The following is a 25,207-nucleotide window of genomic DNA, read 5'->3' as shown; positions in this document are numbered from 1 at the left end:
CAAATCGTTGGCTTTTTGTTGCCTCCGGCAACCACGCCTCACCCCCGTAAACGGGGAGAAGGAAGAACCGCCACCCGCAGCACAAGCCCCCGGCTCGGCACGGTGCCGAGTTCGCCGGGCATTGACACATAGGGTTCCGTCTCTTCTACCCGCGTCACCACGCCACCAGCTTCGAGTTCCGCGATCCGCGCCGAAAAACCGTCGTCCCACAGCGTGTTCTTCACCGTCAGCACGATGACGCCGCCGGGCCGGCAAATGCGGATCAACTCGTCGAGGCCTTCCGCGCCGACATGGCCGGTGGTGAAGACGCCGGCGGATACGATGCCCGCAAACCGGCCGTCCTCGAAGGGAAGCACGCCGCCGAGCGCCAATCGATGCAGGGCCGCGTAGACGCCCTTGGCAGCGGCCTTGGCGAGCATGCCTTCCGAGATATCCAGTGCCTCGACATGCGGGTAGCCCATGATGCCCAGCCATTCGCCGATGAGGCCGGTGCCTGCGCCGGCGTCGAGCAGCGGCGCGGCACCGCGTGGCAGGTGCCGGGCGAGCAGAGCGAGGCAGATCGAGGGGTGGCGATAACCGGCCACTGCCATTTCGGCATCGTAGGTGTCCGCCCAGCCGTCATAGAGCGCCGCGACCTCCTCCGGGCGCTTGGCCTGATAGACCGCGCCCAGTGCGCCCTCGTGGTGATTGTCGGCCATGGCTGTTCCTCGAGATCTTGCATACGGAGGTGACTACATACCCCCACCCCTACCCCTCCCCACAAGGGGGAGGGAGAGCGGAAACGCAGTTTCTCGTCCGGCAGCCATGAGTTCGATTCGTGAAAGATGTGCAGTGCCAAAATCCCTCCCCCTTGTGGGGAGGGGTAGGGGTGGGGGTATATGAAGCTTCGAAACTGCACAGGGATACCGAATGACCGACGAGACCGAAATCCGCCCCCTCATCGCTTCCATCCCGGTCCTGGCAGGCTATGATGGCCCGTTCGAGCGCATGGGCGGGCTGACCAATCGGGTGTTTCGCGCCGGCGACCACTGCCTGCGCATTCCGGGCAAGGGCACGGAGGAATACATCAACCGCGCGCATGAGGAAGTCGCCGCACGCGAGGCCGCCAAGGCGGGGGTCAGCCCGGACGTTCTGCATTTCGACCCCGACACCGGCATCATGCTCACGCGTTTCATCGAGGGTGCCGCAACGATGACGCCCGACCTGTTCAAGGCGCGCAAGGGCTCGCCCGCGCGCGCCGGCGAGGCGTTTCGTACGCTGCATGCGTCAGGTGCCGTCTTCCCGTTCCGCTTCGAGCTGTTCTCGATGATCGACGACTATCTGAAAATCCTCTCGACCAAGGATGTCGCCCTGCCAGCCGGCTATCACGACATCGTCGCCGAGGCGAATGGCGCTGTGCGCGCCGCGCTCGACGCCCACAAGCTGCCGCTCGTCGCATGCCACTGCGACCCGCTCTGTGAGAATTTCCTGGATACGGGAAGCCGCATGTGGGTCGTCGACTGGGAGTATTCGGGCATGAACGACCCGATGTGGGATCTCGGCGATCTCTCCGTCGAAGGCGCGTTCGATGCCGCGCAGGACGAGGAGATGATCCGCGCCTATTTCGGCGGCGAGCCGAGCCCGGCGGAGCGCGGGCGGATCGTCATCTACAAGGCGATGTGCGATCTTCTCTGGACGCTGTGGGGCCTCATCCAGCTTGCCAACGAGAACCCCGCCGACGATTTCCGCGCCTACGCGGACGGACGCTTCGCGCGCTGCAAGGCGCTGATGGAGACGCCCGATTTCGCCCGCCACGTCGCTTCCGTGGCAGCGGGATGGTGATTTCTACCTGACCCGAACCGGCACGGGCCGATAGACGACCATAGGCCTGCTGAACTGCATTGAATCCAGTTGCGAGCGACGTTCTGCCCTGCGGTCGAGTTCGATGCGCTGGAGGCATTCGGCGAAGGCGTCGTTGCGCTTGGTGAAGCCGTATGAGCGGCAGGTTTCCTCGTCGGCGGAACGGCGTTCTTCCGGCGTCATCGTCGTGCAGCCGGCCAGCAAAGCGGCTGCCAGCAGCGTTACGATCTGCAGTTTCATGGGTGACCTCCCCGGTCTCGTCTGCCTGTTAAAGTGGAACGCGGTAGTCGAGTTTGTCAATCGGGCAGCTTGTGACGGCGATTGATGGTGCCGGGCCGGCCGGCGATAGAGAGCGACGTGTCGCGACGCTCGCGCTCGGCGACGACCTTGCCCTTTGCGACGACGCACAAGCGCTCGGCCCGCAGGCGCAGCGCCTCGACCGGGTTGGCGGCATCCAGCACGACGAGGCTCGCGGCCTTGCCGATTTCGAGGCCGTAGTGGTCGAGCCCCATGATCGCCGCGCTTTCGACGGTGACCATGTCGAAGCATTTGCGCATCTCGTCGGGATGCGACATCTGCGCGACGTGCAGCCCCATGAAGGCGACGTCGAGCATGTCGGCCGTGCCCAGCGAATACCACGGGTCGAGCACGCAATCCTGTCCGAAGCCGACACGGATGCCGTGCGCGAGCATCTCCTTGACCCGCGTCATGCCGCGCCGTTTCGGGAAGGTGTCGTGCCTGCCCTGCAGCATGATGTTGATCAGCGGATTGGGGATCGCCGCAACCTGCGCCTCGGCGATCAGCGGCAGCAGCTTCGAGACGTAGTAATTGTCCATGGAGTGCATGGAACTCAGATGAGAGCCGGCCACCCTGCCCTGCAAACCGAGACGCTGCGTTTCATAGGCAAGCTGCTCGATATGACGCGACAGCGGATCGTCCGTCTCGTCGCAATGCATGTCGACCATCAGCCCGCGCGTCGCCGCGATCTCGCAGAGGTCCGTGACCGAACGCGTCCCGTCGGCCATCGTGCGCTCGAAATGCGGGATGCCGCCCACGACATCGACGCCCATGTCGAGCGCGCGGATCGTGTTGGCCCGCGCCGTCCGATCGCGGTAGAGCCCGTCCTGCGGGAATGCCACGAGTTGCAGGTCGATATAGGGCGCGACGTCGCGCTTGACCTCCAGCAGCGCCTCGACGGCGAGCAGGCGGTCATCGCAAGTGTCGACATGGGTGCGGATCGCCAGCAGCCCCATCGAGACCGCCCAGTCGCAATAGGCGAGCGCGCGTTCCTTCACGGCTTCATGCGTCAAGAGCGGCTTCAACTCGCCCCAGAGCGCAATGCCTTCCAAGAGCGTTCCGGACGCGTTGATGCGCGGAATGCCGTAGGAGAGCGTCGCATCCATGTGGAAATGCGGGTCGACGAAGGGCGGTGCGACGAGGCAATCGCTCGCATCAACGATCCGGCCGGCTTCCGCCTGGATCGACGGTTCGATCGCGGCGATCGTGCCGCCTGACACGGCGATATCGGCCGCGCGCCCGTCGGGCAGGATGCCGCCCTTGACGATCAGGTCGAAACTCATCGCTCACCTTTCTGGTAGGGAATCATCAGCGCCTTGGGGTAAGTCGCACGTCGCGCCACCAGCACCAATGCCAGGATCGACAACACGTAGGGCATCATCAGGAACAACTGGTAGGGCACGACCCCGCCGGTGATCTGCTGGAGCCGCACCTGATAGGCATCGAAGGCGGCAAACAGGATCGCGCCAAGCAGCGCCTTGCCTGGCCGCCACGACCCGAAGACGACGAGCGCGATGCAGATCCAGCCGCGACCGTTGATCATCTCGAAGAAGAACGAGTTGAAGGCCGACATGGTGAGGAACGCCCCACCGACCGCCATCAGCGCACTGCCGATCATCACTGCGCCGATGCGGATCGCGGTGACGCTGATGCCCTGAGCCTCGACCGCGGACGGGTTTTCGCCGGCGGCGCGCACCGCAAGCCCGATCGGTGTGCGGTAGAGTACCCAGGCGACGAGCGCGACGGTGACGAAGGCCAGATAGGTCAGCGGCGTCTGGTTGAAGAGCGCGGGGCCGACAATCGGAATGTCGGACAGGACCGGAATAGAAAAAGGCTGGAACGGCTCGATCTTGGGTGGAGAGGTCACTTCCGGCAGGACGAGGCGGTAGGTGAAATAGGTCAGGCTCGTCGCGAGAAGCGTGATGCCGATGCCCACGACATGCTGCGACAGGCCGAGCGGCACGGTGAGCGTGCCGTGCAGGAGGCCGAACATCGCGCCCGCAAGCGCTGCGATCGCGACGCCCGTCCAGAGGTCGCCGCCGGCATAGACGGTTACCCAGCCTGCGAACGCGCCGACCGTCATGATGCCCTCGATGCCGAGGTTCAGCACGCCCGCGCGCTCGCAGATCAGTTCGCCCATGGTGGCGAAGATCAGCGGCGACGCGATGCGGATCGCTGCGACCCAGAACGATGCCGTGAACAGGATCTCGAAGGCTTCGATCATCACCGCCACCTCACCCTGAACCGCGTCAGCATGATCGCGACGACCATGGTCAGCAGCGACGTCGCGACCATGACATTGGCGATGTAGGACGGCACGCCCGCGCTGCGGCTCATCGCGTCGGCGCCGACGAAGATGCCGGCGACGAAGATCGCGGCCACGATGACGCCGAGCGGGTTGAGCATTGCCAGCATCGCTACGACGATGCCGGTGTAGCCGAAGCCGGGCGAGAGATCGCTGGTGAGATTGCCCTTCAAGCCCGCCACTTCGGAGAAGCCCGCCAGAGCGGCGAGACCGCCGGAGAGCAGCGCCGTTTTCATGAGCACGCGCTTGACCGGGATGCCTGCAAAGGCGGCGGCTTCGGGGTTGTGGCCAACGGCGCGCATCTCGTAACCCAGCGTGGTCTTTTTCATGATCACCCAGATGATCACAGCGGATGCGACGGCGATGACGAAGCCGAGATGCAGGCGCGTGCGCGGGATCAGCCGAGGCAGTTGCGCATCGGCCACCACGCGCTGCGACTGCGGCCAACCCATGCCCATCGGGTCTTTCAGGACGCCCTCGAGCAGCATCGAGACGAAGAGCAGCATGATGAAGTTGAGCAGCAGCGTGGTCACCACTTCATCGACGCCGAAGCGGGTCTTCAGGATCGCGGGACCGAGCAGCAGCAGCGCGCCGGCCGCCATCGCCACCACCATGATCAGCGGTATGAGGATCGGCGCGGGCAGCGGCAAGAGGCCGGTGCCGAGAACGACCGTGATAACCCCGCCCGCATAAAGCTGCGCCTCGGCACCGATGTTCCAAAGCTTTGCGCGGAAGGCGACCGCGATTGCCAGGCCGGTGAAGATCAGCGGCGTCGCGCGTGTCAGCGTTTCGAGGAGCGCGAATTGCGACCCGGCCGCGCCCTTCGCGACGAGTGCGAAGACCGAAAAGGGTGACGCGCCGGCGGCGAGTACCAGAAGCGACGAGATCAGGATCGTGACGGCGATCGCGCCCACCGGAAAAGCGAGCGTCACGCCAAGCGAGGGGGCGGGCTTGGGCTCAAGCCGCATCGACCATCTCCGATCCATGCCCCGCCATCAGTTCGCCGAGCTCTCGCACGGTTCGCTCGCCGCGCGCCGAGGGAGCGGAGAGCCTGCCGCGATAGATCACGCAGATGTCGTCCGACAGCGCCTGGATTTCGTCGAGGTCCTCGGAAATCAATAGGATCGCGGCACCGCGTTTTCGCGCTTCGAGCAGCCGTCGATGAACATAGGAGACGGCGCCGACATCGAGGCCGCGCGTCGGCTGGTTGGCGAGGATCACGACCGGCTCGGGGTCGAGCGCGCGGCCAAGAATGAGCTTCTGCATGTTGCCGCCCGAAAGGAGCCGAATGCGCGCCTCGGGCGACGGGCATTTCACATCGTAGTCGCGGATCAGGTCCTCAGCGAAGGCGCGTGCGGCTTTCCAGTCGAGAAAGCCGGAGCGCGAGAAGCGCGGCGAGCGGTATCGCTCGGCGATGACGTTTTCGGTGACGCTCATGTCCGCGATGGAACCCACCGCGTGACGATCCTCGGGAATGCGGGCGATGCCGGCCGCCAGCGCGGCGCGAGGCGACCAGTCCGCGACAACACGATCTCCCACCCGCATGCTGCCGGCGACCGGCTTCTGCGTGCCTGCGAGGAGGCCTGCAAGGGCTGCCTGCCCGTTGCCGGAGACGCCGGCCAGCCCGGTGATCGTACCGGCATGCAGCGCGAGCGATACGGCGCTCAGCGCGCTGCCGCCTGAACCGGGCGCGGTCGACACGGCATCGAGCACGTAAAGCGCTTCGCCGCGCTCGACGGGTTCCACGGCTGGCTGGGCAACGTCCTGGCCGACCATCAGCGCCGCCAGATCCTGCCGCGTGGTGTCCTTCGTCACACGCTCACCGGCGAGCTTACCGCCACGCAGAACGAGCACACGGTCGCTGACCGCCATGACCTCGTGCAGCTTGTGCGAGATGAAGATGATCGAGAGCCCGCTCGCGACGAGCTTTTTCAGCGTCGCAAACAGCGCGTCGGTTTCCGTGGGCGTCAGCACCGCCGTGGGTTCGTCGAGGATCAGCACGCGCGCGTCCCGGTAGAGCGCCTTCAGGATTTCGACGCGCTGGCGTTCGCCGACCGACAGCGAGCCGACAGTGCGCGCGGGATCGACGGCGAGGCCGAAATCGCCGGCGAGCTTGGCGATGCGTTCGCGGGCAGCGGCGCGATCAAGCCGCCACGACCAGGGGCTCTGCGTGCCGAGAACGATGTTCTCCAGCACGGTCATGTTGTCGGCAAGCGTGAAGTGCTGGTGCACCATTCCGATGCCGGCATCGAGCGCCGCGCGCGGATCGCCGGGCGGCAACTGCTTGCCGAACGCCTCGATCGTTCCCTCGTCGGCGACGTAGTGGCCGAAGAGAATATTCATCAGCGTCGTCTTGCCGGCACCGTTCTCGCCCAGCAACGCCACGACCTCGCCGGCCGCGAGTTCGAGCGAAATCGCGTCGTTCGCGACCAGCGGTCCGAAGCGCTTGGTGACGGCGGAGAGGCGAAGGACGGGAGTGGTCATAGGTTCGTTGAGGGTTCGCGAGACGGATATGAAGGCGCACTTCTCCCCGTTTAAGGGGAGAAGATGCCGGCAGACAGATGAGGGGCAGCGAGAGTTTTGGAAGGTTGGCTCAGCCCCCTCATCAAGTTAACGGCCCGGCCCTTCGCTTGCGCTCCGGGCGTTCGTCGCTCGAAAAGCCAAATCGTTGGCTTTCCGTCCGCTTCGCGGACCGCTCGTCACCCCGTAAACGGGGAGTAGGAAGCGTCAGCTCGACTTCGGTTCCTCGTCGTTGATCTCCACGGTGAACGAGCCGTCCTTGATGGCGGCTTCCTTTTCCGCGACCATCGCCATGGTTTCCGCAGACACTTTGCCCTCGAACGTCCCGAGCGGGGCGATCGAGCAGCCGCCCTCCTTCATGAACGAATAAACGCCGTAGTCGGCTGCCGTGAAGGTGCCCGCCTTGACCTCGGCGATGGCCTTGTCGAGCGTCGGCTCGAAGTGCCACAGGGCGGACGCGACCACCGTTTCGGGGTAGTCGGCCTGCGTGTCGATGACGTTGCCGATGGCGAGGATGCTGCGCTCCTTGGCGGCGTCCGAGACGCCGAAGCGCTCGGCATACATCACGTCGGCGCCGGCATCGATCTGGGCGAAGGCTGTTTCCTTCGCCTTGGGCGGATCGAACCAGGAGCCGATGAAGGCGACCTGGAATTTCGCGTCCGGCGCACTCTCCTTCACGCCCGCCATGAAAGCATGCATCAGCCGGTTGACCTCGGGGATCGGGTAGCCGCCGACCATGCCGAAATTCTTGGTCTCCGACATCGCGCCGGCGATGATGCCGGTGAGGTAGGAGGCATCCTGAATGTAATTGTCGAACGGGGCGAAATTCGGCACGTCCGGGTCTTCCTTGAAGCTCGAGCCCATGAGGAAGGCGACGTCCGGATAGTCGCGCGCGACCTGCCGGGCGGCGTCCTCCACGCCGAACACTTCGCCGAGGATCAGCTTGTGGCCGGCCTCGCAATATTCGCGCATCACGCGCTCATAATCGTTGTTCGACGTGTTCTCGGAGTACACGTATTCGATGTCGCCACGCTCCTTGGCGGCATTGGCGGCCTGATGGATGCGGCCGGCCCATTGCTGCTCGACAGGCACGGTGTAGACGGCTGCGACCTTCAGGACGTCCTGCGCGAACAGGCGCGTCGGCAATCCCATTGTCGCTGCTGCGGCGACGCCCGCACCGGCCGTCTTGAGCAGGCTGCGGCGGGATACGGGCAAAATCTTCGAGAAACTGGGCATGTTTGGACCACCTCTGGCTGGGAGTTTCGACTGGCATCCCGTCGTCTTTTTATCGTTTGGTCAACGCTAGGCGAAAACCAGTCACCCGGCAATCGGGACGTCGGGGAACGAGAGACATGCGCACAGAAAAGCGGCAGCCTGAGCGACTGCCGCCGGAACGTGCGGACGCGGCTGTTCAGCCGCCGTTGACCGCCACGGCGATGGCCTCGCGCAACTCGTCGAGCCCTTCGCCTTTCTCGGACGACGTGGCCAGCAATGCCGGAAAGGCCGCGGGGCGCTTGCGGGTCTTCTCCGCCGTCTCGGCCAGCAGGCGCGGCACGCCGGCGGCCTTGATCTTGTCGGCCTTGGTCAGCACGATCTGGTAGGACACGGCCGCCTTGTCGAGGAGATCGAGCACCTCCTCGTCGTTCGCCTTGATGCCATGACGGGAATCGATCAGCACATAGACGCGCTTCAACGTCACGCGGCCTTTGAGGTAGTCGAAGACGAGCTTCGTCCACGCATCGACATGCGATTTCGGCGCCTTTGCGTAGCCGTAGCCCGGCATGTCGACCAGTGCCATCGGCGGCATGTCACCGGCATTGCCGGAATAGCCGTCGGGCACGAAATAGTTGAGTTCCTGGGTGCGCCCCGGCGTGTTGGACGTGCGCGCGAGGCCCTTCTTGTTGACCAGCGCATTGATCAGCGACGACTTGCCGACGTTGGAGCGGCCGGCAAAGGCGATCTCGGGCGGGCCTTCCGGCGGCAGGAATTTCATCGACGGCACGCCGCGTATGAAAATCCACGGCCGCGTGAACAGCTCCCGTGCCGTGCTTTGCTGGGCGTCCGCCATATCCGATGCTACTCCGAAGCTTTCAGCCGTTCGATATCGGCTTCGCGGATTGCATCAAGGTTGTGGGTGATCTTGTCAACCGGCCAGACCACAGATCGAGGCGGGTTCAAGGGCCGGCCCCCGCCGTAGGGGCTTTGCGGGAGCCGGCTTCAGGGGTACGCGGAGGTCAGAATAACCGCCATCCCCGGAAACAATTACGCGTAGGCGCCGGCATTGGTTTCACGATGACCGAAACGTGAAAAAGGCGGAAACGCAAACGGCCCGCGCGAGGCGGGCCGTTCGATAGGGGGCAAGCGTTCGGCGGACTACTCCGCCGGTGTCGGCTTCTTCTTGAACAATCCGATCAGATTGTCCCACAGCTCGATCTTGGCGCCCTGGCGCTTCATGATCACGCCCTGCTGAATGATCGAGAGCGTGTTGTTCCATGCCCAGTAGATCACGAGACCGGCCGGGAATGTCGCCAGCATGAAGGTGAAGATCACTGGCATCCAGTTGAAGATCATCGCCTGCGTCGGGTCCGGCGGGGTCGGGTTCATCCGCATCTGCAGGAACATGGTGACACCCATGATCAGCGGCCAGATGCCGATCATCAGGAAGGACGGCACGTCGTAGGGCAGCAGGCCGAACAGGTTGAACAGCGACGTGGGATCGGGCGCGGACAGGTCGCGTATCCATCCGAAGAACGGCGCGTGGCGCATTTCGATCGTGACGTACAGCACCTTGTAGAGCGCGAAGAACACCGGAATCTGGATCAGGATCGGCCAGCAGCCCGCAAGCGGATTGATCTTCTCCGTCTTGTAGAGCTCCATCATCGCCTGCTGCTGCTTCATCTTGTCGTCCGCATATTTTTCGCGGATTTCGAGCAGCTTGGGCTGAACCATCTTCATGTTCGCCATCGACTTGTACGACTTGTTGGCGAGCGGGAAGAAGACCGCCTTCACGACGACCGTGGTGGCCAGGATCGCGAGACCGAAATTGCCCAGCAGGCGGAACAGATAGTCGATGAGGTAGAACATCGGCTTGGTGATAAAATAGAACCAGCCCCAGTCGATCAGCAGATCGAAGTTGCGGATGCCGAGCGATTCCTCATAGGCGTCGATCTTGGCCGTTTCCTTGGCACCAGCGAAGATGCGCGTCTCGATCGTCTCGGTCTGTCCGGGAGCCACCGAGATCGGGTCCATGCTGAAATCGGCCTGATAACGAACGGTGTTGTTGTCGTCGAAATAGGCGTAGCGCGGCTGGAACGGAGCGCGGCCGGACGGCACGAGCGCAACAGCCCAATACTTGTCCGTGATGCCGAGCCAGCCGTCGGACGATTTGCCCGGCGTGATCTGCTTGCTTTCGGCCAACTGCGAATAGTCGATCTCCTGCAGCCCCTCTTCGCCGGTCACGCCGATGAGGCCTTCGTGGAGAACGTAGATGCCCTGGATCTTCGGCGTTCCGATGCGCTGGATACGGCCGTAATTCGTCACCGCGACAGGCGCGGAGCCGCTATTGGCGACCGCGTCCGAGACTGTGAACATGTAGTCGTTGTCCACCGCGATCGTTCGCGTGAACGTCAAGCCGGCATCGTTGGTGTAGGTGAGCGTGACCGGGGTCGAAGGCGTCAGCGTCTGGCCGGGTTCCGCGGTCCAGACCGTCTGCGCGCTCGGCACCGAGCCTGCCTGCGCATCGGCGACGTAACCGACTTCGGCATAGTAGCCGTCAGGCATCGCAGACGGATTGAGCAGTTCGATGTTGGCTGAGTTCGGCTCGACGGTGAGACGGTAGTCCTTGAGAATCAGGTCGTCGATGCGGCCGCCGGCCAGATTGATGGAGCCGGCGATGCGCGGCGTATCGACGGGAATGCGCTGGTTGGCTGCAAGGGCGGCGGGTCGCGTGGCGGCCACAGGCGCGCCCTGTCCGCCACCCGGCACCGCGGGAGCAGCGGCCGGAGCGCCCGGTATGTCGCCGGCTGCGTCCGGCGTGCCTGCAACGGGCGGCGTGCCGGGTTGCGGCGCCTGCACTGCCTGATTTCTCTCAGCCTCGATCTGGGCAGTCTCACGCTGAGCCTCGATGCGGGGGTTCATGTAGAACACCTGCCACAGGGTCAGGATCAGCACGGAAAGCGCGATCGTGATGAAGAAGTTGCGATTGTTTTCCATACGGTTCCCTTACCGCGCGCCGCTTAGTCTGCGGGAGAGTTCTTGGCGGAGATCGTCGAAGCCGACGTCGAGGATCTCGCGTCGCCCGACGATCACATAGTCTTTGCCGGCAGCCATGTCACCACCGGCATGGACGCGTGTGGCTTCTTTAAGCCGTCTACGGATGCGGTTTCTTGTCACCGCATTGCCGACCTTCTTCGTGACGGTCAGCCCGTAGCGAGCCGGCTCAGCGTCGCCGCGATCGAGAACTTCCAACAGGAACAGCCGCCCGCGGCGCTTTTCACCACGCCGGACGGCCAGAAACTGCGAACGCTTCTTCAAGCGCTCTGGTGGGTTGCCGAGCGGCCGGTTCGAGGTTTTTGCGACCTCTGATGTCCGGCCTTCGATCAACTCAGGCGGAGAGCCGCTTGCGGCCGCGATTGCGGCGAGCTGCGACGACGCCACGGCCGCCCTTGGTGGCCATACGGGCACGAAACCCGTGACGACGCTTGCGAACAAGCTTGGATGGTTGGTACGTGCGCTTCATTTCTTTAATACCGCGGAGTGCGGCCCTTCTTGGATCTGTCTCTTTAAGAGCAGGAGCTTTCGCCGGGATCGTCCATGCACAGCCAAAGGCTGCGCCGGACCGTGGGCCCGAGCGTGTGCGGGCTTATAGGGATGCGGCCGAAAGCTGTCAATATTGACGCTATCGGTCTCCCTTGGACGTTTGGCGAAGCTTCACGGCGTGGTGACAATCCATCACCCGTGGGTCAAAACCCGGTGAGACCACGCGCGAGGTGCTTGTGAACCAGCCACGATACGCGCCATCTCCCATCGTCACGCCCGCTGACCAGCACCGTGACGAAGTGGACGACGACTGCGATGAACGCTAGAGCCACTGAATCTCAAGATGAAACGACATACATAATGGCGATAGAAGGAGACGCTGTGGCACAGACCACCATGCTTCGGCGCTATCTCCCGGCGACAATCGTCATCGCCGGCCTCGCGGGCGGCTATCTCCTGGGACTGCACCATTACCTGACGCTGGAATTCCTGGCCGATAGCCGCGAGCGCCTCACCGGGCTGAGGGACGCGAACCCGATTCTCGCGCCGCTCGTCTTTGCCGCCATCTACGCGCTCGCCGTCGCGTTCGCCTTTCCCGCCGCATCCATCCTGACCATCTTCGGCGGCTTCCTTTTCGGCTGGCTCCTGTCGAGCGTGCTTGTCGCGTTTGCCGCCACGACCGGTGCAAGCGCGCTCTTCCTCGCTGCCCGCTCGGCTTTTGGCGATACGCTGAAAGCCCGCGTCGGACCACGCGCCGCGAAATTGGCAAAGGGCTTCGAGGACAACGCGTTCCTGTACCTGCTGGCGCTGCGGCTTGCCCCGATCTTTCCGTTCGTGGTCGTCAACATTGCCCCTGCCCTCTTCGACGTGCGTCTCAGGACGTATGTGGCGGCCACCTTTCTGGGCATTCTGCCGGGCGTCGTCGCCTACACCTATCTGGGCGAGGGCATCGAGAGCGTCATCCTTGCCGCCCATGAGGCTGGCCGTGAGGCGAGCTTCGGCGACCTCCTCACGCCGAAGATCTGCATCGCCTTTGCAGGCCTCGCGCTTGTCGCGATCATCCCCGCCATCGTAAGAACGCTTCGGAACCGCCGCGGGTAAGTCTTCCCGACAGGACTTCATGCCTGCGGCACAGGGACGGGATGCAAGCTACGCCATGACCAAGACTCTCACACCCGACATCTGCGTCATCGGGGCCGGCTCGGGCGGTCTGTCGGTCGCAGCGGGTGCGGCGGCCTTCGGCGTATCGGTCGTCCTTGTCGAAAAGGGCAAGATGGGTGGTGACTGCCTGAACTATGGCTGCGTTCCATCCAAGGCGCTCATCGCGGCCGGAAAGCACGCGCATGCGATGCGGCATGGCGCGCAGTTCGGCATTGCGGACGCCGAGCCCGACATCGACTTCCGCAAGGTCGGCCGGCACGTTCACGGCGTCATCGACGCGATTGCGCCCAACGATTCGGTCGAGCGGTTCACCGCGCTCGGCGTGCGGGTGATCCGGGACCATGCCCGCTTCAAGGATGCACGCACCGTCATTGCGGGCGACCACGAAATCCGCGCGAGACGCTTCGTCGTCGCGACAGGTTCGTCGCCGGCGATTCCGCCGATTCCGGGCCTCGATACGGTCGAGGTCCTGACCAACGAAACGATCTTCGACCTCACCCGGCGCCCGGCCAAGCTCGTCATCATCGGCGGCGGGCCGATCGGTAGCGAACTCGCCCAGGCGTATCGCCGCCTCGGCGCGGAGGTGGTCGTCATCGAGGCCGAGACGATGCTGGGTCGCGAGGACCCGGAACTCGCCGCGATCGTCATGGCCAGGCTTCGCGCCGAGGGCATTGAATTGCGCGAACACGCCAGGGTCACGCAGGTCGAGCGCAGGGGCAAATCCGGCGTCCGTGTCCACGTCGACAACGACGAGATCATCGATGGAACGCATCTCCTCATCGCCGCGGGGCGGAAGGCCAATGTCGAGGGCTTGGACCTCGACAAGGCCGGCATCGATTTCACGCCGAAGGGCGTCACGGTCAGCGACACGCTGCGCACGACCAACCGCCGCGTCTATGCCATCGGCGATGTCGCGGGGGGGCCGCAATTCACCCATGTCGCCGGCTATCATGCGGGTCTCGTGATCCGCGCGATCCTCTTCCGCCTCAAGGCGCGCGAGGACCGCACGATCCTGCCCCGCGTGACCTACACCGATCCGGAGATCGCCCATGTCGGGCTCGGCGAAGAGGACGCCCGCAAGGCACACGGCCGCATCAACGTCCTGCGTTGGCCCTATGCCGAGAACGACCGCGCGCAGGCCGAGCGCCAGACGCAAGGCTTCGTCAAGCTGATCGCCGATCGCAAGGAGCGCATCGTCGGCGTCTCGATCGTCGGCGCGCAGGCGGGCGAACTCATCGGCATCTGGGCACTTGCAATCTCCAAGGGCATGCGCGTTCGCGACATGACGGGCTATGTGCCCGCCTATCCGACGATGGGCGAAATCGGCAAGCGCGCGGCCGTCTCCTACTTCGCCGCGGCTGCCCGCAAGCCGATCGTCCGACGTCTCGTGCGCTTCCTGCGCATCTTCGGCTAAAGTACGCCTCAATTCGATGGAATCGAAGCCGTTCGCGGTGATATCGTCGGGCCGGCGCGATGACGCGCGTGCTCGACGACAAAAACGAGCCAGGAACAGCGATTTGGCGGACGAGACGAACAAGGCCCCCGTGAAACCGGAGCGCACAAACGAACAGGTGCCGCTCTCACGCGGCCTGTCGACCAAGCTTCTGATGCTCACGATCCTGTTCGTCATGCTGGCGGAAGTGCTCATCTTCATGCCCTCGATCGCCAACTTCAGGCTTCGTTGGCTGGAAGAGCGTCTGGCCACGGCCGCAGCCGTCGGTATCGTTCTCGTCGAAAGTGACCCCGACAGTCTCTCTCGTACCGTGCAGGACGACGTGCTGATCGCGCTCGGCGCCAAGGCGGTGGCGGTGCGTGACGACGGTGCCTCGCAATTGCTCGTCGTCACCGAGGTGCCGCCGCAGGTGGACGACCATATCGACCTCGCCAACACAATGGCCCCGCAAGCCATGTCGGATGCGCTCTATACGGCCTTCTTCGGCGGCAACCGCGTTTTGCGCGTGTTCGGCCCCGTCGGCGAGAGCGACAAGGAATTCGAACTGATCATCGCCGATACCAATCTGCGCAAGGCGATGCTCGTCTATGCCCGCAACGTGGCGATCCTGTCGCTGATCATTTCCCTGATCACCGCCACATTGGTTTTCTACGCGATCGACCGGGTCATGATTCGTCCCATCCGGACAATGACCCGCTCCATGCTGGACTTCTCTGAAGCACCGCACGATCCCGGCCGCATCATCCGCCCGGAGGCGCGCGCCGACGAGATCGGCGTGGCGGAGCGCGAACTGGCCTCGATGCAAAGCCATTTGCAACGGACGCTGAGCGAACAGAAACACCTTGCCGATCTTGGCCTCGCGGTCTCCAAGATCAATCATGACATGCGCAACATCCTCGCATCCGCGCAACTCATGTCCGACAGGCTCTCCACGGTGAAGGACCCGACGGCGCAGAATCTCGTGCCGCGGCTCGTGCGCGCGCTCGACCGCGCGGTCTCCTACTCGGAGGGCGTGCTCGCCTACGGCCGCACGCAGGAAGCGCCTCCGGTGCGCCGCAAAGTCCGGCTGCGCATGCTCGTCGACGAGGTCTATTCGGTCGTCGGCGTGGACAATGAAGCCGGCCTCGAATTTCTCAACGCCGTGGAGCACGAATTCGAGATCGACGCGGATTCGGAACAGCTTTTCCGGGTGTTGTCCAACCTCTCGCGCAACGCCATGCAGGCCATGGCTGCCGATCGTGAAAACACTGTCGTTCGGCGGCTTTCCGTCTCTGCGGATCGCGCCGGAAGCATCTGCCGGGTCCTGGTCGAGGATACCGGCCCCGGCCTGCCGCCCAAGGCGCGTGACAATCTGTTTGCGGCCTTCCGGGGCTCGGCACGCAGCGGCGGCACTGGCTTGGGGCTGGCGATCGCACATGAGCTGGTCCGCGCGCATGGCGGCTCGATCGAACTCGTCGAGAGCCGCGGCGGCAGGACCATCTTCGCCATCACGATCCCCGACCAGCCCGTCGATCTCGTTGCGGCCCGCAACGCGCTGCGCCGGCCAGCCTGAGCGATCCGACGCAAGGCTTTTGCCGCGCCTGGCGTCAAAGATCGCATGCGCCCCGCTGCCGCTTGCGACGAAGTGACGTGCAGACCGAAAGAAATGCGACGACCCGCTTGCAATTCGCTCATTGGTTGGCTAGGAACGCCGCACATGCGGGGTCGCCTCACGGCAACCCCTCGCGAAGCTGGGTTTTCCGGCTTCCTGCGCGCCCGTAGCTCAGCTGGATAGAGCACCAGACTACGAATCTGGGGGTCAGAGGTTCGAATCCTTTCGGGCGCGCCAAATATCGCCGATTACCCTCCACAATACGCTATAGCCGCCGAACTTACGCCTATGCATAGAATGAAGGGCAGCCGGCGCGCGAAAAGGCGTAGAAACGACGGCGTTCGGCGGGGAAAAGTTCGAATCACTTCCAGTTGATTTGTCAATTTTCCCCGCGCAAAAGTCGCGTAGAAGACCCGCTTTGGCAAAAGCTGTTGCGGTACCCGTAATGCCGATCTCGCCAATGCCTGGTGCGCCAGTGTCCATGCAGGGCGAAGCCGCGCAGGCGCTTGCCGCGCGGTCCCCGCCGAGCAGGGGCGCCATCTGCTCATGCGGCCTCTCTGGGTTGGTCCTGTACAACCCGGATGCGGTTTTTTAAGGCCCAGACGTGGCAAAGCCACCATCAACGGATATGGTCTGACCGTTGATGAATTGCGAAGCGGGCGATGCGAGGAACCTAACAGCCTGCGCGATCTCTCCGGGCACACCAAGTCGACCCGCAGGCGTTCGTTCTATGCGCTTGCTCCATCCGTTTTCGGCTAGGAAATCAGTGCCAGGTGTGCGCACAGGCCCCGGCGCAACGGCATTCACGCGGATGTTTCTGTGGCCCAGTTCGGTGGCGAACTGCCGCGTCAGTGCTTCAACGGCTCCTTTCGCGGCTGTGTAGGCGGATGCTGTTCTGAAACCCAGCCGCGCGGAAGGAGAACCAAGCGTGACGATCGACGCGCCCAACTCGGGGGCATAGTGTTCGAGCAGCCCCTGAACGGACCAGAACAGCCCCTTGATGCCAACGGCAAGCATTCGATCGAGGGTTTCCTCGTCGAGAGTCTCGACGGGTTGGTAGCGGATCCACATGGCATTGACCACGAGAACACTTGGGGGGCCGTTTTTCGCCGCTGCCTTGGCGATCGCGTCGAGTACTGCGCGTCTGTCGGCGATGTCGCACTCATAGGCGGACATTCGCGTTCCGGCTGACAAAGCCCTTGCTTCGATTGCCGCGCGATCGACGTCGAACATGGATACGACATGCTCGTCGGCCCATAACGCATCGGCGATCGCCTCCCCTATGCCCTTGGCCGCGCCAAAAACGAGAGCATGGCGTGCTATCTGTGTCGTCATCAGTCTCATCCTTCCGCAGTCACAGCTTCAGCCCCGTGCGCTTCTCCAGAAACCCCACGATCCCCTGGCGGAACACGAGGACCGCGACGATAAAGATCGCGCCCTGGATCGCCATGACCCACGCGCCGAGAGATGCGAGGTAGTTCTGCATGGTCACCACCAGAAAGCCGCCAACGACAGGACCGAAAACGGTTCCGACGCCGCCCACCAGGGTCATCAGGATAACCTCGCCCGACATCATCCAGTGCACGTCGGTGGCGGTCGCGAATTGCAGCGCCATCGCTTTCAGGCCGCCGCCGAGCCCGGCAAGCGCCGCCGACATCACGAACACGGTGATCTTGAATGCCCTCACCTCGTAGCCAAGGGAAATGGCGCGCTGTTCATTGTCGCGTATGGCCTTCAGCACTTGCCCGAAAGGCGAATGGGTGACGCGATACACAACGAAAATCGAAAGCAGGAATATCGTCGCGGCGAAATAATACATCGCCGTATCGTTTCTTAAATCGATGATCCCGAAAAGCATCCCGCGCGGCACCGACTGGATGCCGTTTTCGGCGCCTCCGGTCCAGGCGGCGGTCAGGACGTAGTAGAAAACGAGCTGGGCAAGACCGAGCGTGATCATGGCGAAGCTGATGCCGTTTCGCCGAATTGCCAGCACTCCGACGATCAGGCCCAGAAAGGCCGCCGTGGCGACGCCGATGATGAGGGCGAACTCGGGCTGCAATCCCAGCACCTTGGTGCTGTGGGCGGTCAGATACGCCCCGGCGCCGAAATAGGCGGCATGACCGAAAGACAAGAGCCCCGCGAAACCCAACAGAAGGTTGAAGCCCGAAGCGAAGATGATGAAGGACATCGCCACGATCAGGAATACCGGGAATGCGTAGAGCGGCCCGGTCAGCACCACCATTGCAAGGAGCGCAAATCCGAAGAGGTAGCCGTGAGAGGACGGAGCGAGCGAGGGCGAGGCGACGATGGAGGCAGATGTGTCCTGTACGCTCATGCCGATGCCCTCCCGAACAGACCGGACGGCCGGACAAGCAGAATGACCACCATGACGATGAACACGACCATGCCGGAAATCTGCGGATAGAATACTTTCGACGCGCCCTCGACCAGTCCCAGGCCAAACCCCGCGACCGTCGATCCCAGCAAGGTTCCCATTCCGCCGATGACGACGATCGCAAAAGCGATGATGACGATGTCGGCACCCATCAGCGGACTGACCGAATAGATGGGCGCGGCCAGGACGCCCGCAAGCGCCGCGATAGCCGCACCCAGCCCATAGATCATGGTCTTGAGACGCGCGACATTGATACCCAAAGCTTCGGCCATCGCGGAATTTTCCGTCGCCGCGCGAACGCTTGCGCCGAGGGACGTTTTTTCGATCGCGTACCAGGTTGAACAGCAAACCAGCAGGGCGACCAGAACCACCCATGCTCGATATTTGGGAAGGAACATGAAGCCGAGATTCCAGCCGCCCGAAAGCGCATCAGGAATGCCGTACGTCATGCCCGAAACGCCGAACTGGGCACGCAGCACGCCCTGAACGACAAGCGCGACGCCGAATGTAAGCAGGATGCCGTAGATCGGATCCGTCTCGTAGAGACGCGACAGCATCGATCGTTCCAAGGCCGCGCCGAGAGCAAATCCGATCAGGGGAGTGATTATCAGCGACGGCCAGAAGCCGATGCCCGCGAACTGCAACAGCATCCAGCTTATCACCGCACCCAACATGTATTGAGCGCCGTGAACGAAGTTTGCGACGTTCAGGAGGCCGAAAATGATGGCTAGGCCGAGCGCCAGCAACGCATAGAAGGCGCCGTTGATCAAACCGAGTAAGAGTTGCCCAAGCAATGCCTGGATCGGAATTCCGAGTACATCCATGTCACACTCCTCAGGCGCTCAGATACGCGGCGACGCGCTGCGTATCGCGTCTGGATTGTTCGGTGGTCAGGGTGTCCACCACCTGGCCGTTTTCAATCACGATCTGCCGATCCGAATGAGCCAGCGCGAAGGAAAGGTTCTGCTCTACGAGAACTACGGTGTAACCCGCCGCCTTCAGCCGCCCCAGCGCCGCGCCGATCTGCTGGACGATCACCGGCGCAAGGCCCTCAGTGGGCTCGTCGAGAAGGATCAGCCTCGCACCCGCGCGCAAGACACGGGCAATGGAGAGCATCTGTTGTTCGCCGCCGCTGATCGACGTCCCCCTGGCGTCCAGACGGTCGACCAGATTGGGAAACAGGACGAACAGTTCCTCGCGTGACATTCCGCCGTCCGAAACCAGCGGGGGCAGGTTGAGGTTTTCCGCCACCGAAAGGCTGGCGAATATGCCCCGCTCCTCAGGCACGTAGCCGAGGCCCATGCGGGCGATCTGCCAGGCACGATCTGGAAGCGTCTCCCGGTCAAGAATCTTGATGCTGCCGGTCTTCTTGCGCAAGACGCCGGCAATCGAACGCATGATGGTGCTTTTGCCCGCTCCGTTACGGCCCAGAAGTGCGACGACTTCGCCTTGCGAAACCGACAGCGAAACACCGTGAAGCGCCTGGCTGTCGCCATACCACGCCTTCAGGTTGCTGATCTCGAGATGTTGAGTGTCCGTCATTTCAATGCGTCTCGCCAAGATAGGCCTCGATGACGACCGGGTCCCTAGAGACCTGTTCGTAGGTGCCCTCCGCGATCAGCCGACCGCGAGCCATGACTGAGATGCGGTCGCATAGCTGGGACACAACGGACATGTTGTGCTCGACCATCAGCACCGTCTTCCCCGCCGCGGCCTTGCGGATCAGGTCGGTCATGGACGGGATGTCTCCATGCGCCATTCCTGCAAACGGCTCGTCCAAGAGCATGATTTGCGGGTCGAGAGCGAGCGTTGTCGCAAGTTCCAATGCGCGCTTGCGCCCATACGGCAGTGTCGAGGCGGCGGCGTCCATCCAGGGCGACAGTCCGACCCGCGCGAGTAGATCGCTGGCTTCCGCATCGAAGCGCCGCAGCGCTGAATCCGGCCGCCAGAACGCACGAAACAGCCCGTGCTTGCGCTGGAGCGCGATCCTGACATTTTCCAGACAGCTCAACGTTCCGAACACCGCCGATATCTGAAACGAACGGACCAGGCCGCGCCGTGCGACGCCCGCCGGCGGCAGGTCGGAGATCGGGGCGCCGCGCAGCCGGACTTCACCTGCAGAGGGCTTCATGAACCCGGTGATGAGATTGAAGCAGGTTGTCTTGCCCGCTCCATTGGGTCCGAGAAGCGCATGGATCGCGCCTTCGGTGACCTTCAGGTTCACGTCGCTTACGGCCTGGAAACCGCCAAAACTCTTGGAAATGCCAACTGTCTCGAGAATCGGTTCGGGCATTCATTCGCCTCGTCGGATGGGAGCGGATACTTGCCGGCAGGCACGGGGTGGCGGTTGCTGCCGGCGGTCCGGAACGTTTTCGGGTGGGATTACTGACCGACGAGCGGGCAGCCGGTTTGGCCCAGTGGCTGGAAGGCCGTTTCGGCGGGGATCGTTTCGAGAATCTCGAAATAGTCCCAGGCATCCTGCGATTCGTCGGGAGACTTCACCTTCGCCAGGTACATGTTGTGATCGACGGTTCCGTCTTCACGCAGCCGCGTCTTGCCGAACAGTCGGTCTTCGAACCAGTCCCAGCCCCGCATGGTTTCCAGCACCCGCTTGCCGTCCTCGGCGCTACCGGCTTCAGAAACCGCGCGCAGATACTGGTAGACTGCCGAATAGACGCCGGCCTGCTCCTGGCTGGGCACCTGCCCGCGATTGCGTTCGGCGAAACGGCTGGAGAACTCGCGGGCAGGCTCGTCGAGATTGGAATCCCACGCCACGGTGAACTGAAGACCCTGGGCGCTGGCGAGCCCAAGCGCATGGGCGTCCATATGCGTGAAGTACATTGTAGCAAGCGACTGGCCCGCCCGAACGATGCCGAACTCGTTCGCCTGCTTGACGGTGTTGATGGTCTGTGGCCCCGACTGAATGAGACCGATCACCTTTGCACCCGACGCCTGCGCCTGAAGCAGGTAGGAGGAAAAGTCCGTCGTCTCCAGAGGGAACAGCACGGAGCCGAGAACCTGACCACCGGCAGCCTCGATCACGCCCGTTGTTTCAGCCTGCACCGAGTGTCCATATTCCCAATCCGCAGTGATAAAGAACCAGCTATCTCCGCCTTGGCGCACCACGGCGCTGCCAGTGCCGTTCGCCAGCGCCCAGGCACTGTAGGTGAAGGCCACGGTGTTCGGGCTGCAGCTTGTTCCGGTTATCCGCGACGAGGACGAGTGGGTTGCAAGGATCACCTTGTTGCGCTCGCGCACCAGATCGACGATCGCGAGGACGATGGCGGAACCGGGCACATCGACGATTACATCCACCTGCTCTTGGTCCAGCCACCGCCTGGCGATTGTCGCCCCGACATCCGCCTTCAGCTGGTGGTCGGCCGAAACGAACTCCACCTCGATGCCCGGATCGACCGCCTTGTAGTCTTCGATCGCCATCTGGGCAGCCAGGACGGATCCGCTGCCGGACACGGCGGAAGTCAATCCGCCCATATCGGTCATCAGCCCCATCTTCAGGTGAATCTTGTCCTCGGCGAGCGCCAAGCCGGATGCGCACAGCATGATACCCAGCGTGGTCGTTCCCACCATTCGCGAGAAAGCGTTCATTCCATTTCCTCCCATTATGATTGAATTCCACCCGTGATGCGGCATCGCATCACGGCATTGCGGGCGGCACTCCCCCGTAGAAGACCCAGGAGCCGTTGATCAGCCAACCGGCATCGACCGGCAGGTCGATGCCGGTAATTGCGCTCGCGTCATCGGAAAGCAGGAAGGCGGCGGCGCCCGCGATCTCGTTGGGTTCGACCATGCGTCCCATGGCGGCGCTGCTCGTTATTCTGTCGGCATCGCGGAAGCCGCCCTCTATGTTCTTCATCAACCCGTCGGTCCGAACGTAGCCAGGTGAAAGGCTGTTCACGCGCACGTTCGAGCGCGCCCATTGCGCCGCGAGATTTCGCGAAATCTGAACCACCGACGCCTTGCTGACGCCGTAGGCGTGATGCGGCGTTGATCTCAGCCCGGTCGTCGATGCAATGTTGACGATGCTGCCGCTTCCGCGCCCCGCCATCTGGGAGCCGAAAACGACCGACAGGAAAAACGTGCCGCGCACGTTGACAGCGAAGAAGCGGTCCCACTCGGTGCTGCCGATCGCTTCGGGCGGCGTAATCGCGTTCGGCATGATGCCGGCGCAATTGAGCAGACCGCTCACCGGCCCGCAGGTGGCTGCTATACTCTCTGCCAATTCCGAAATAGCGGCGGGATCGGCAAGATCGACATGAAACGCCTCACCTTCAACCTCGTCGGCAGTGGACTTCGCGCCATCGAAATCGATGTCGGCGACGATGATGCTCGCGCCGCGCTCGCGGAAGAACAGAGCGCAAGCGCGGCCCATTCCCGACGCCGCGCCGGTGATGAGTATCTTCTCGCCGCCAAGCTGTTTACGTGACACCCGCTTCCTCCCGCGACGATCACCATAGGTCGCCGTAGGGATAAGGCCGCGCGCACGGCTCGGACAAATACCGAGGTGGCATGCACCCTATAATGGGAGGGCATTGGGGGATTGTTGCGGCAAGCAGCGCGGACCGATCAGCGTCGGCTACGGTCCGATGGAGAGGTTCGCGTCAGAAGACGGTGACGCGCCGTTGACAGGCCGCCCTGTGTCAGCCCGCCGTCAACCACCAGATCCGCGCCCGTCATGTAGGACGAGTCTTTGCCGGCGAGAAAGCTAACCACACCCGCAATTTCTTCCGGCATTCCCGATCGGCTCATCGGGATCATGCTATGCCATGCTTGGCTATGGCCCGGCGGCGCGTTGCGCAGCATCGGGGTGGGGACGGTGCCGGGATGCACCGAATTCACCCGGATTCCCCACTGGGCGAATTCGATCGCCGCCGCCTTTGTCAGGCCCCGCACGGCCCATTTGCTGGCGGAGTAGGCCGCGGCGGTGTCGCCGATCATTGCCGCAGACGACGAAATGTTGACAACCGAGGCGCCCTCGACATCCCGCATCAACGGCGCGAGCGTCCGCAGTCCCAGGAAGACACCGAAGACGTTGACCTCGAAAGTCCGATTCCAATCGTTGATGGTGCCGTTCATGATCGAGAGACGGCCGTTGAACCCGGAACTGCAGATCAGCGTGCTTATCGAGCCCAGATCCTCCTCAAGGTAGGCCTTGAGGATTTCCCAGTCTTCTTCCTTGGAAACATCGTGTATGCGGCTGAAAGCGACGGCCCCTTTGTCGGCCAGCGCATCCCGAAAGTCGTGCACCACCGGATCGATGTCGCACAGTATGAGCGTGTAGCCGTCTGTGGCCAGTCTCCGGCATATCGCCCTTCCAAGGCCGCCCGCCGCGCCTGTGACAACCGCTGTCTTGAATCCTGCGAGCATAGGCCTCCTCCGCATATCCAGCTAATCAAACGGCCAATCGGCCCGCCAATACCGTAGCGGCCTAGGGACCATGCCCTGCTGGTATTGCTGCGCGTGCCCGGTGTAAGCGGGCGCCGGTTCAATCCGTCACGTCGATCGGCTGCAAGGGCCAGTTCACCGCCCCGAAAAGGTAGTCGCGCGAATTCTCTGCGGCGACCTTGATGCGGTTGAAGTCGGTGCCCAGTAGCCGGCCCTGCCATTTGACGAGCCGGCCAGCGATCATGACGATGCTGACATCGCCCACCGACGCGCCCTGCACTGCCGTGCACAAAGCGTTATTCATCGGCGTCAGGTGCGGTTTGTCGACATCTATCAGGATGATGTCGGCCTGCTTGCCCGGCGTGAGCGAACCGACCTTATGGTCGAGGCCGCAGTTCTCGGCGCCGCGAATCGTCGCGGCTTCCAGCATGCCGCGCAAAGTGGCAAGCTTCGGTGGCCCCTGGTCCGTTCCGATACGGGCCGACAACACCCTGGAACGGTGGAAGGCGTAGAGGCACTGCATCTCGCTGAAGGTGTTGATCGCATAGGTAGCGGGATCGTCATTGCTGATCGCCGGCTTCAGCCCGGCATCCAGCCATTCCTGGTAAGGTACGTTGCCGAACCGGAACTGTGCCTCGATTCTCGGACAGACATTCACCTTGCTGCCGTGAGCGGCGATGATCGCGCGGTCCTCGGCCGAGATGAAATGGCCATGATTGATCGTCTCGCGACCGTCAAACCAGCCGTCATCGTACAGCCTGCCCATATCCTTGCCGCCAAAGCCGCTTTCGAAACTCAGCCAGAGGCCGAGTTCCTGCCGCATCCGCACGACCGATGCGAGTTCCTCCAGCGGATCGCGGCCAAGCATGTAGAGCCGCATTCCGACGAGCTGATCGTCGGAGGAAAAATATTCCTGTTTGAGACGCGCGACATCTGCCGGAAACTGGCCATCCCAGTTTCCGGCGCGCGGCCGTCCATAGGCATGAATACCGCGGACGCCTGAATCGATCAGCGCCGCCACGCAGGCATCCGAATGCTGAGGCGTGCGTGAGTTGTGGGAGTTGTCGCAAACCGTGGTGATGCCGCCCGAGATCGCGCCCATCAAGGTGAGAAGCGTGCCGATATACATGTCCTGCGGCCGGCACGCGGGCGCGAAGACGCGATGAAGCACGTTCTGGTAGCTTCGCGTGGGATGCGGGGCTTCGACCGGTTTTCCGCTTTCCTCGTCATAAGAGGACGTATTGTTCGGAATGATGCGGCCCAGCGCGCCCTGCCAGCAATGGATATGAGGATCGCAGAAGCCCGGGAGGACTATCATGCCGCTGGCATCCACGACCGTGGCGTCCGCCTCGATGCGCGCCTCGACAGCCACGATCCGCGAGCCTTCGATCAGCACATCGCCAGATGCGAAATCCCCCACCTGGGGATCCATCGATAGGATCGTTCCTCCACGCAATAGAATACGGCGCTTCGGGTGGACGGTGC

At 63.2% G+C, this 25,207-nt stretch carries 25 protein-coding genes and 1 tRNA gene; 5 read left to right on the top strand and 21 right to left on the bottom strand.

Annotated elements, in window-relative coordinates; all coding sequences use genetic code 11:
• Positions 1–38: 38 nt before the first annotated feature.
• Positions 39–698 (bottom strand): methyltransferase domain-containing protein, encoded by a 660-nt coding sequence (locus tag AAFN55_RS05015; protein WP_347797773.1) that lies wholly within the window; start codon positions 696–698, stop codon positions 39–41.
• A 211-nt stretch (positions 699–909) separates the two neighbouring features.
• On the opposite strand from AAFN55_RS05015, the gene AAFN55_RS05010 reads away from it, so the two are divergent.
• Positions 910–1,821, top strand: a complete 912-nt coding sequence (locus tag AAFN55_RS05010; protein WP_347797772.1) for a phosphotransferase family protein — start codon at positions 910–912, stop codon at positions 1,819–1,821.
• 3 nt (positions 1,822–1,824) lie between these two features.
• Here AAFN55_RS05010 and AAFN55_RS05005 read toward each other — a convergent pair whose 3' ends face one another.
• The 11 genes from AAFN55_RS05005 to AAFN55_RS04955 all read right to left on the bottom strand — a co-directional run bounded on the left by AAFN55_RS05005 (position 1,825) and on the right by AAFN55_RS04955 (position 12,051).
• The gene (locus AAFN55_RS05005) at positions 1,825–2,079 is read right to left on the bottom strand and encodes a hypothetical protein (RefSeq protein WP_347797771.1); all 255 of its coding nucleotides are present in this window, start codon (positions 2,077–2,079) and stop codon (positions 1,825–1,827) included.
• Positions 2,080–2,135: 56 nt separating this feature from the next.
• A complete protein-coding gene (locus tag AAFN55_RS05000) occupies positions 2,136–3,419 on the bottom strand; it encodes an amidohydrolase family protein (RefSeq protein ID WP_347797770.1) in 1,284 nt (427 codons plus the stop codon).
• Complete coding sequence (locus AAFN55_RS04995) at positions 3,416–4,360, bottom strand: ABC transporter permease (RefSeq protein ID WP_347797769.1); 945 nt, start codon at positions 4,358–4,360, stop codon at positions 3,416–3,418. The genes AAFN55_RS05000 and AAFN55_RS04995 overlap by 4 nt, the downstream gene beginning before the upstream one ends.
• Positions 4,360–5,409, bottom strand: a complete 1,050-nt coding sequence (locus AAFN55_RS04990; RefSeq protein ID WP_347797768.1) for an ABC transporter permease — start codon at positions 5,407–5,409, stop codon at positions 4,360–4,362. Before AAFN55_RS04990 ends, AAFN55_RS04995 begins: the two co-directional genes overlap by 1 nt.
• Entirely contained in the window at positions 5,399–6,925 is a 1,527-nt protein-coding gene (locus AAFN55_RS04985) for an ABC transporter ATP-binding protein (protein WP_347797767.1), read from the bottom strand. The genes AAFN55_RS04990 and AAFN55_RS04985 overlap by 11 nt, the downstream gene beginning before the upstream one ends.
• Before the next feature lie 243 nt (positions 6,926–7,168).
• A complete protein-coding gene (locus AAFN55_RS04980) occupies positions 7,169–8,197 on the bottom strand; it encodes a BMP family protein (RefSeq protein ID WP_347797766.1) in 1,029 nt (342 codons plus the stop codon).
• Between the two features lie 175 nt (positions 8,198–8,372).
• Positions 8,373–9,029, bottom strand: a complete 657-nt coding sequence (gene yihA, locus AAFN55_RS04975) for a ribosome biogenesis GTP-binding protein YihA/YsxC (protein WP_347797765.1) — start codon at positions 9,027–9,029, stop codon at positions 8,373–8,375.
• Positions 9,030–9,334: 305 nt separating this feature from the next.
• Positions 9,335–11,173 carry a membrane protein insertase YidC gene (gene yidC / locus AAFN55_RS04970; RefSeq protein WP_347797764.1) on the bottom strand — a complete coding sequence of 613 codons (1,839 nt, stop codon included), beginning with the start codon at positions 11,171–11,173 and terminating at the stop codon, positions 9,335–9,337.
• Positions 11,174–11,182: 9 nt separating this feature from the next.
• Positions 11,183–11,560, bottom strand: coding sequence for a ribonuclease P protein component (gene rnpA, locus AAFN55_RS04965; RefSeq protein WP_347800185.1), 378 nt, complete (start codon positions 11,558–11,560; stop codon positions 11,183–11,185).
• A gap of 4 nt (positions 11,561–11,564) precedes the next feature.
• Positions 11,565–11,699, bottom strand: a complete 135-nt coding sequence (rpmH, locus tag AAFN55_RS04960) for a 50S ribosomal protein L34 (RefSeq protein WP_008833937.1) — start codon at positions 11,697–11,699, stop codon at positions 11,565–11,567.
• Between the two features lie 223 nt (positions 11,700–11,922).
• Complete coding sequence (locus AAFN55_RS04955; RefSeq protein WP_347797763.1) at positions 11,923–12,051, bottom strand: hypothetical protein; 129 nt, start codon at positions 12,049–12,051, stop codon at positions 11,923–11,925.
• Positions 12,052–12,100: 49 nt separating this feature from the next.
• Between AAFN55_RS04955 and AAFN55_RS04950 the strand changes: the two genes are divergently transcribed.
• The 4 genes from AAFN55_RS04950 to AAFN55_RS04935 all read left to right on the top strand — a co-directional run bounded on the left by AAFN55_RS04950 (position 12,101) and on the right by AAFN55_RS04935 (position 16,161).
• Positions 12,101–12,820, top strand: coding sequence for a TVP38/TMEM64 family protein (locus AAFN55_RS04950; RefSeq protein WP_347797762.1), 720 nt, complete (start codon positions 12,101–12,103; stop codon positions 12,818–12,820).
• A gap of 55 nt (positions 12,821–12,875) precedes the next feature.
• Positions 12,876–14,294: an FAD-dependent oxidoreductase gene (locus AAFN55_RS04945; RefSeq protein WP_347797761.1), complete on the top strand. Its 1,419-nt coding sequence runs from the start codon at positions 12,876–12,878 to the stop codon at positions 14,292–14,294.
• Between the two features lie 103 nt (positions 14,295–14,397).
• Entirely contained in the window at positions 14,398–15,885 is a 1,488-nt protein-coding gene (locus AAFN55_RS04940; RefSeq protein ID WP_347797760.1) for a HAMP domain-containing sensor histidine kinase, read from the top strand.
• A 199-nt stretch (positions 15,886–16,084) separates the two neighbouring features.
• Positions 16,085–16,161: transfer RNA gene (locus AAFN55_RS04935), tRNA-Arg, on the top strand.
• A gap of 354 nt (positions 16,162–16,515) precedes the next feature.
• On the opposite strand, the gene AAFN55_RS04930 is transcribed toward AAFN55_RS04935, so the two are convergent.
• The 9 genes from AAFN55_RS04930 to AAFN55_RS04890 all read right to left on the bottom strand — a co-directional run bounded on the left by AAFN55_RS04930 (position 16,516) and on the right by AAFN55_RS04890 (position 25,154).
• Positions 16,516–17,259: an SDR family NAD(P)-dependent oxidoreductase gene (locus AAFN55_RS04930; protein ID WP_347797759.1), complete on the bottom strand. Its 744-nt coding sequence runs from the start codon at positions 17,257–17,259 to the stop codon at positions 16,516–16,518.
• 19 nt (positions 17,260–17,278) lie between these two features.
• Positions 17,279–18,259: a branched-chain amino acid ABC transporter permease gene (locus AAFN55_RS04925; protein WP_347797758.1), complete on the bottom strand. Its 981-nt coding sequence runs from the start codon at positions 18,257–18,259 to the stop codon at positions 17,279–17,281.
• Positions 18,256–19,143: a branched-chain amino acid ABC transporter permease gene (locus tag AAFN55_RS04920; protein WP_347797757.1), complete on the bottom strand. Its 888-nt coding sequence runs from the start codon at positions 19,141–19,143 to the stop codon at positions 18,256–18,258. The genes AAFN55_RS04925 and AAFN55_RS04920 overlap by 4 nt, the downstream gene beginning before the upstream one ends.
• A gap of 10 nt (positions 19,144–19,153) precedes the next feature.
• A complete protein-coding gene (locus AAFN55_RS04915) occupies positions 19,154–19,861 on the bottom strand; it encodes an ABC transporter ATP-binding protein (RefSeq protein ID WP_347797756.1) in 708 nt (235 codons plus the stop codon).
• A gap of 1 nt (position 19,862) precedes the next feature.
• On the bottom strand, positions 19,863–20,612 hold the full coding sequence (locus AAFN55_RS04910; protein WP_347797755.1) for an ABC transporter ATP-binding protein: 750 nt from the start codon (positions 20,610–20,612) through the stop codon (positions 19,863–19,865).
• An 89-nt stretch (positions 20,613–20,701) separates the two neighbouring features.
• Positions 20,702–21,925 (bottom strand): ABC transporter substrate-binding protein, encoded by a 1,224-nt coding sequence (locus tag AAFN55_RS04905; RefSeq protein WP_347797754.1) that lies wholly within the window; start codon positions 21,923–21,925, stop codon positions 20,702–20,704.
• 49 nt (positions 21,926–21,974) lie between these two features.
• Positions 21,975–22,766, bottom strand: a complete 792-nt coding sequence (locus AAFN55_RS04900; RefSeq protein ID WP_347797753.1) for an SDR family oxidoreductase — start codon at positions 22,764–22,766, stop codon at positions 21,975–21,977.
• 137 nt (positions 22,767–22,903) lie between these two features.
• On the bottom strand, positions 22,904–23,704 hold the full coding sequence (locus AAFN55_RS04895; protein WP_347797752.1) for an SDR family oxidoreductase: 801 nt from the start codon (positions 23,702–23,704) through the stop codon (positions 22,904–22,906).
• Between the two features lie 118 nt (positions 23,705–23,822).
• On the bottom strand, positions 23,823–25,154 hold the full coding sequence (locus tag AAFN55_RS04890; protein WP_347797751.1) for an amidohydrolase family protein: 1,332 nt from the start codon (positions 25,152–25,154) through the stop codon (positions 23,823–23,825).
• Between the last annotated feature and the right edge of the window lie 53 nt (positions 25,155–25,207).

The organism is Mesorhizobium sp. CAU 1732, from assembly GCF_039888675.1.
Taxonomy (GTDB): domain Bacteria; phylum Pseudomonadota; class Alphaproteobacteria; order Rhizobiales; family Rhizobiaceae; genus Aerobium.
The sequence above is the reverse complement of the archived record's forward strand: the minus strand, read 5'-3'. Positions and strand labels throughout refer to the sequence as shown.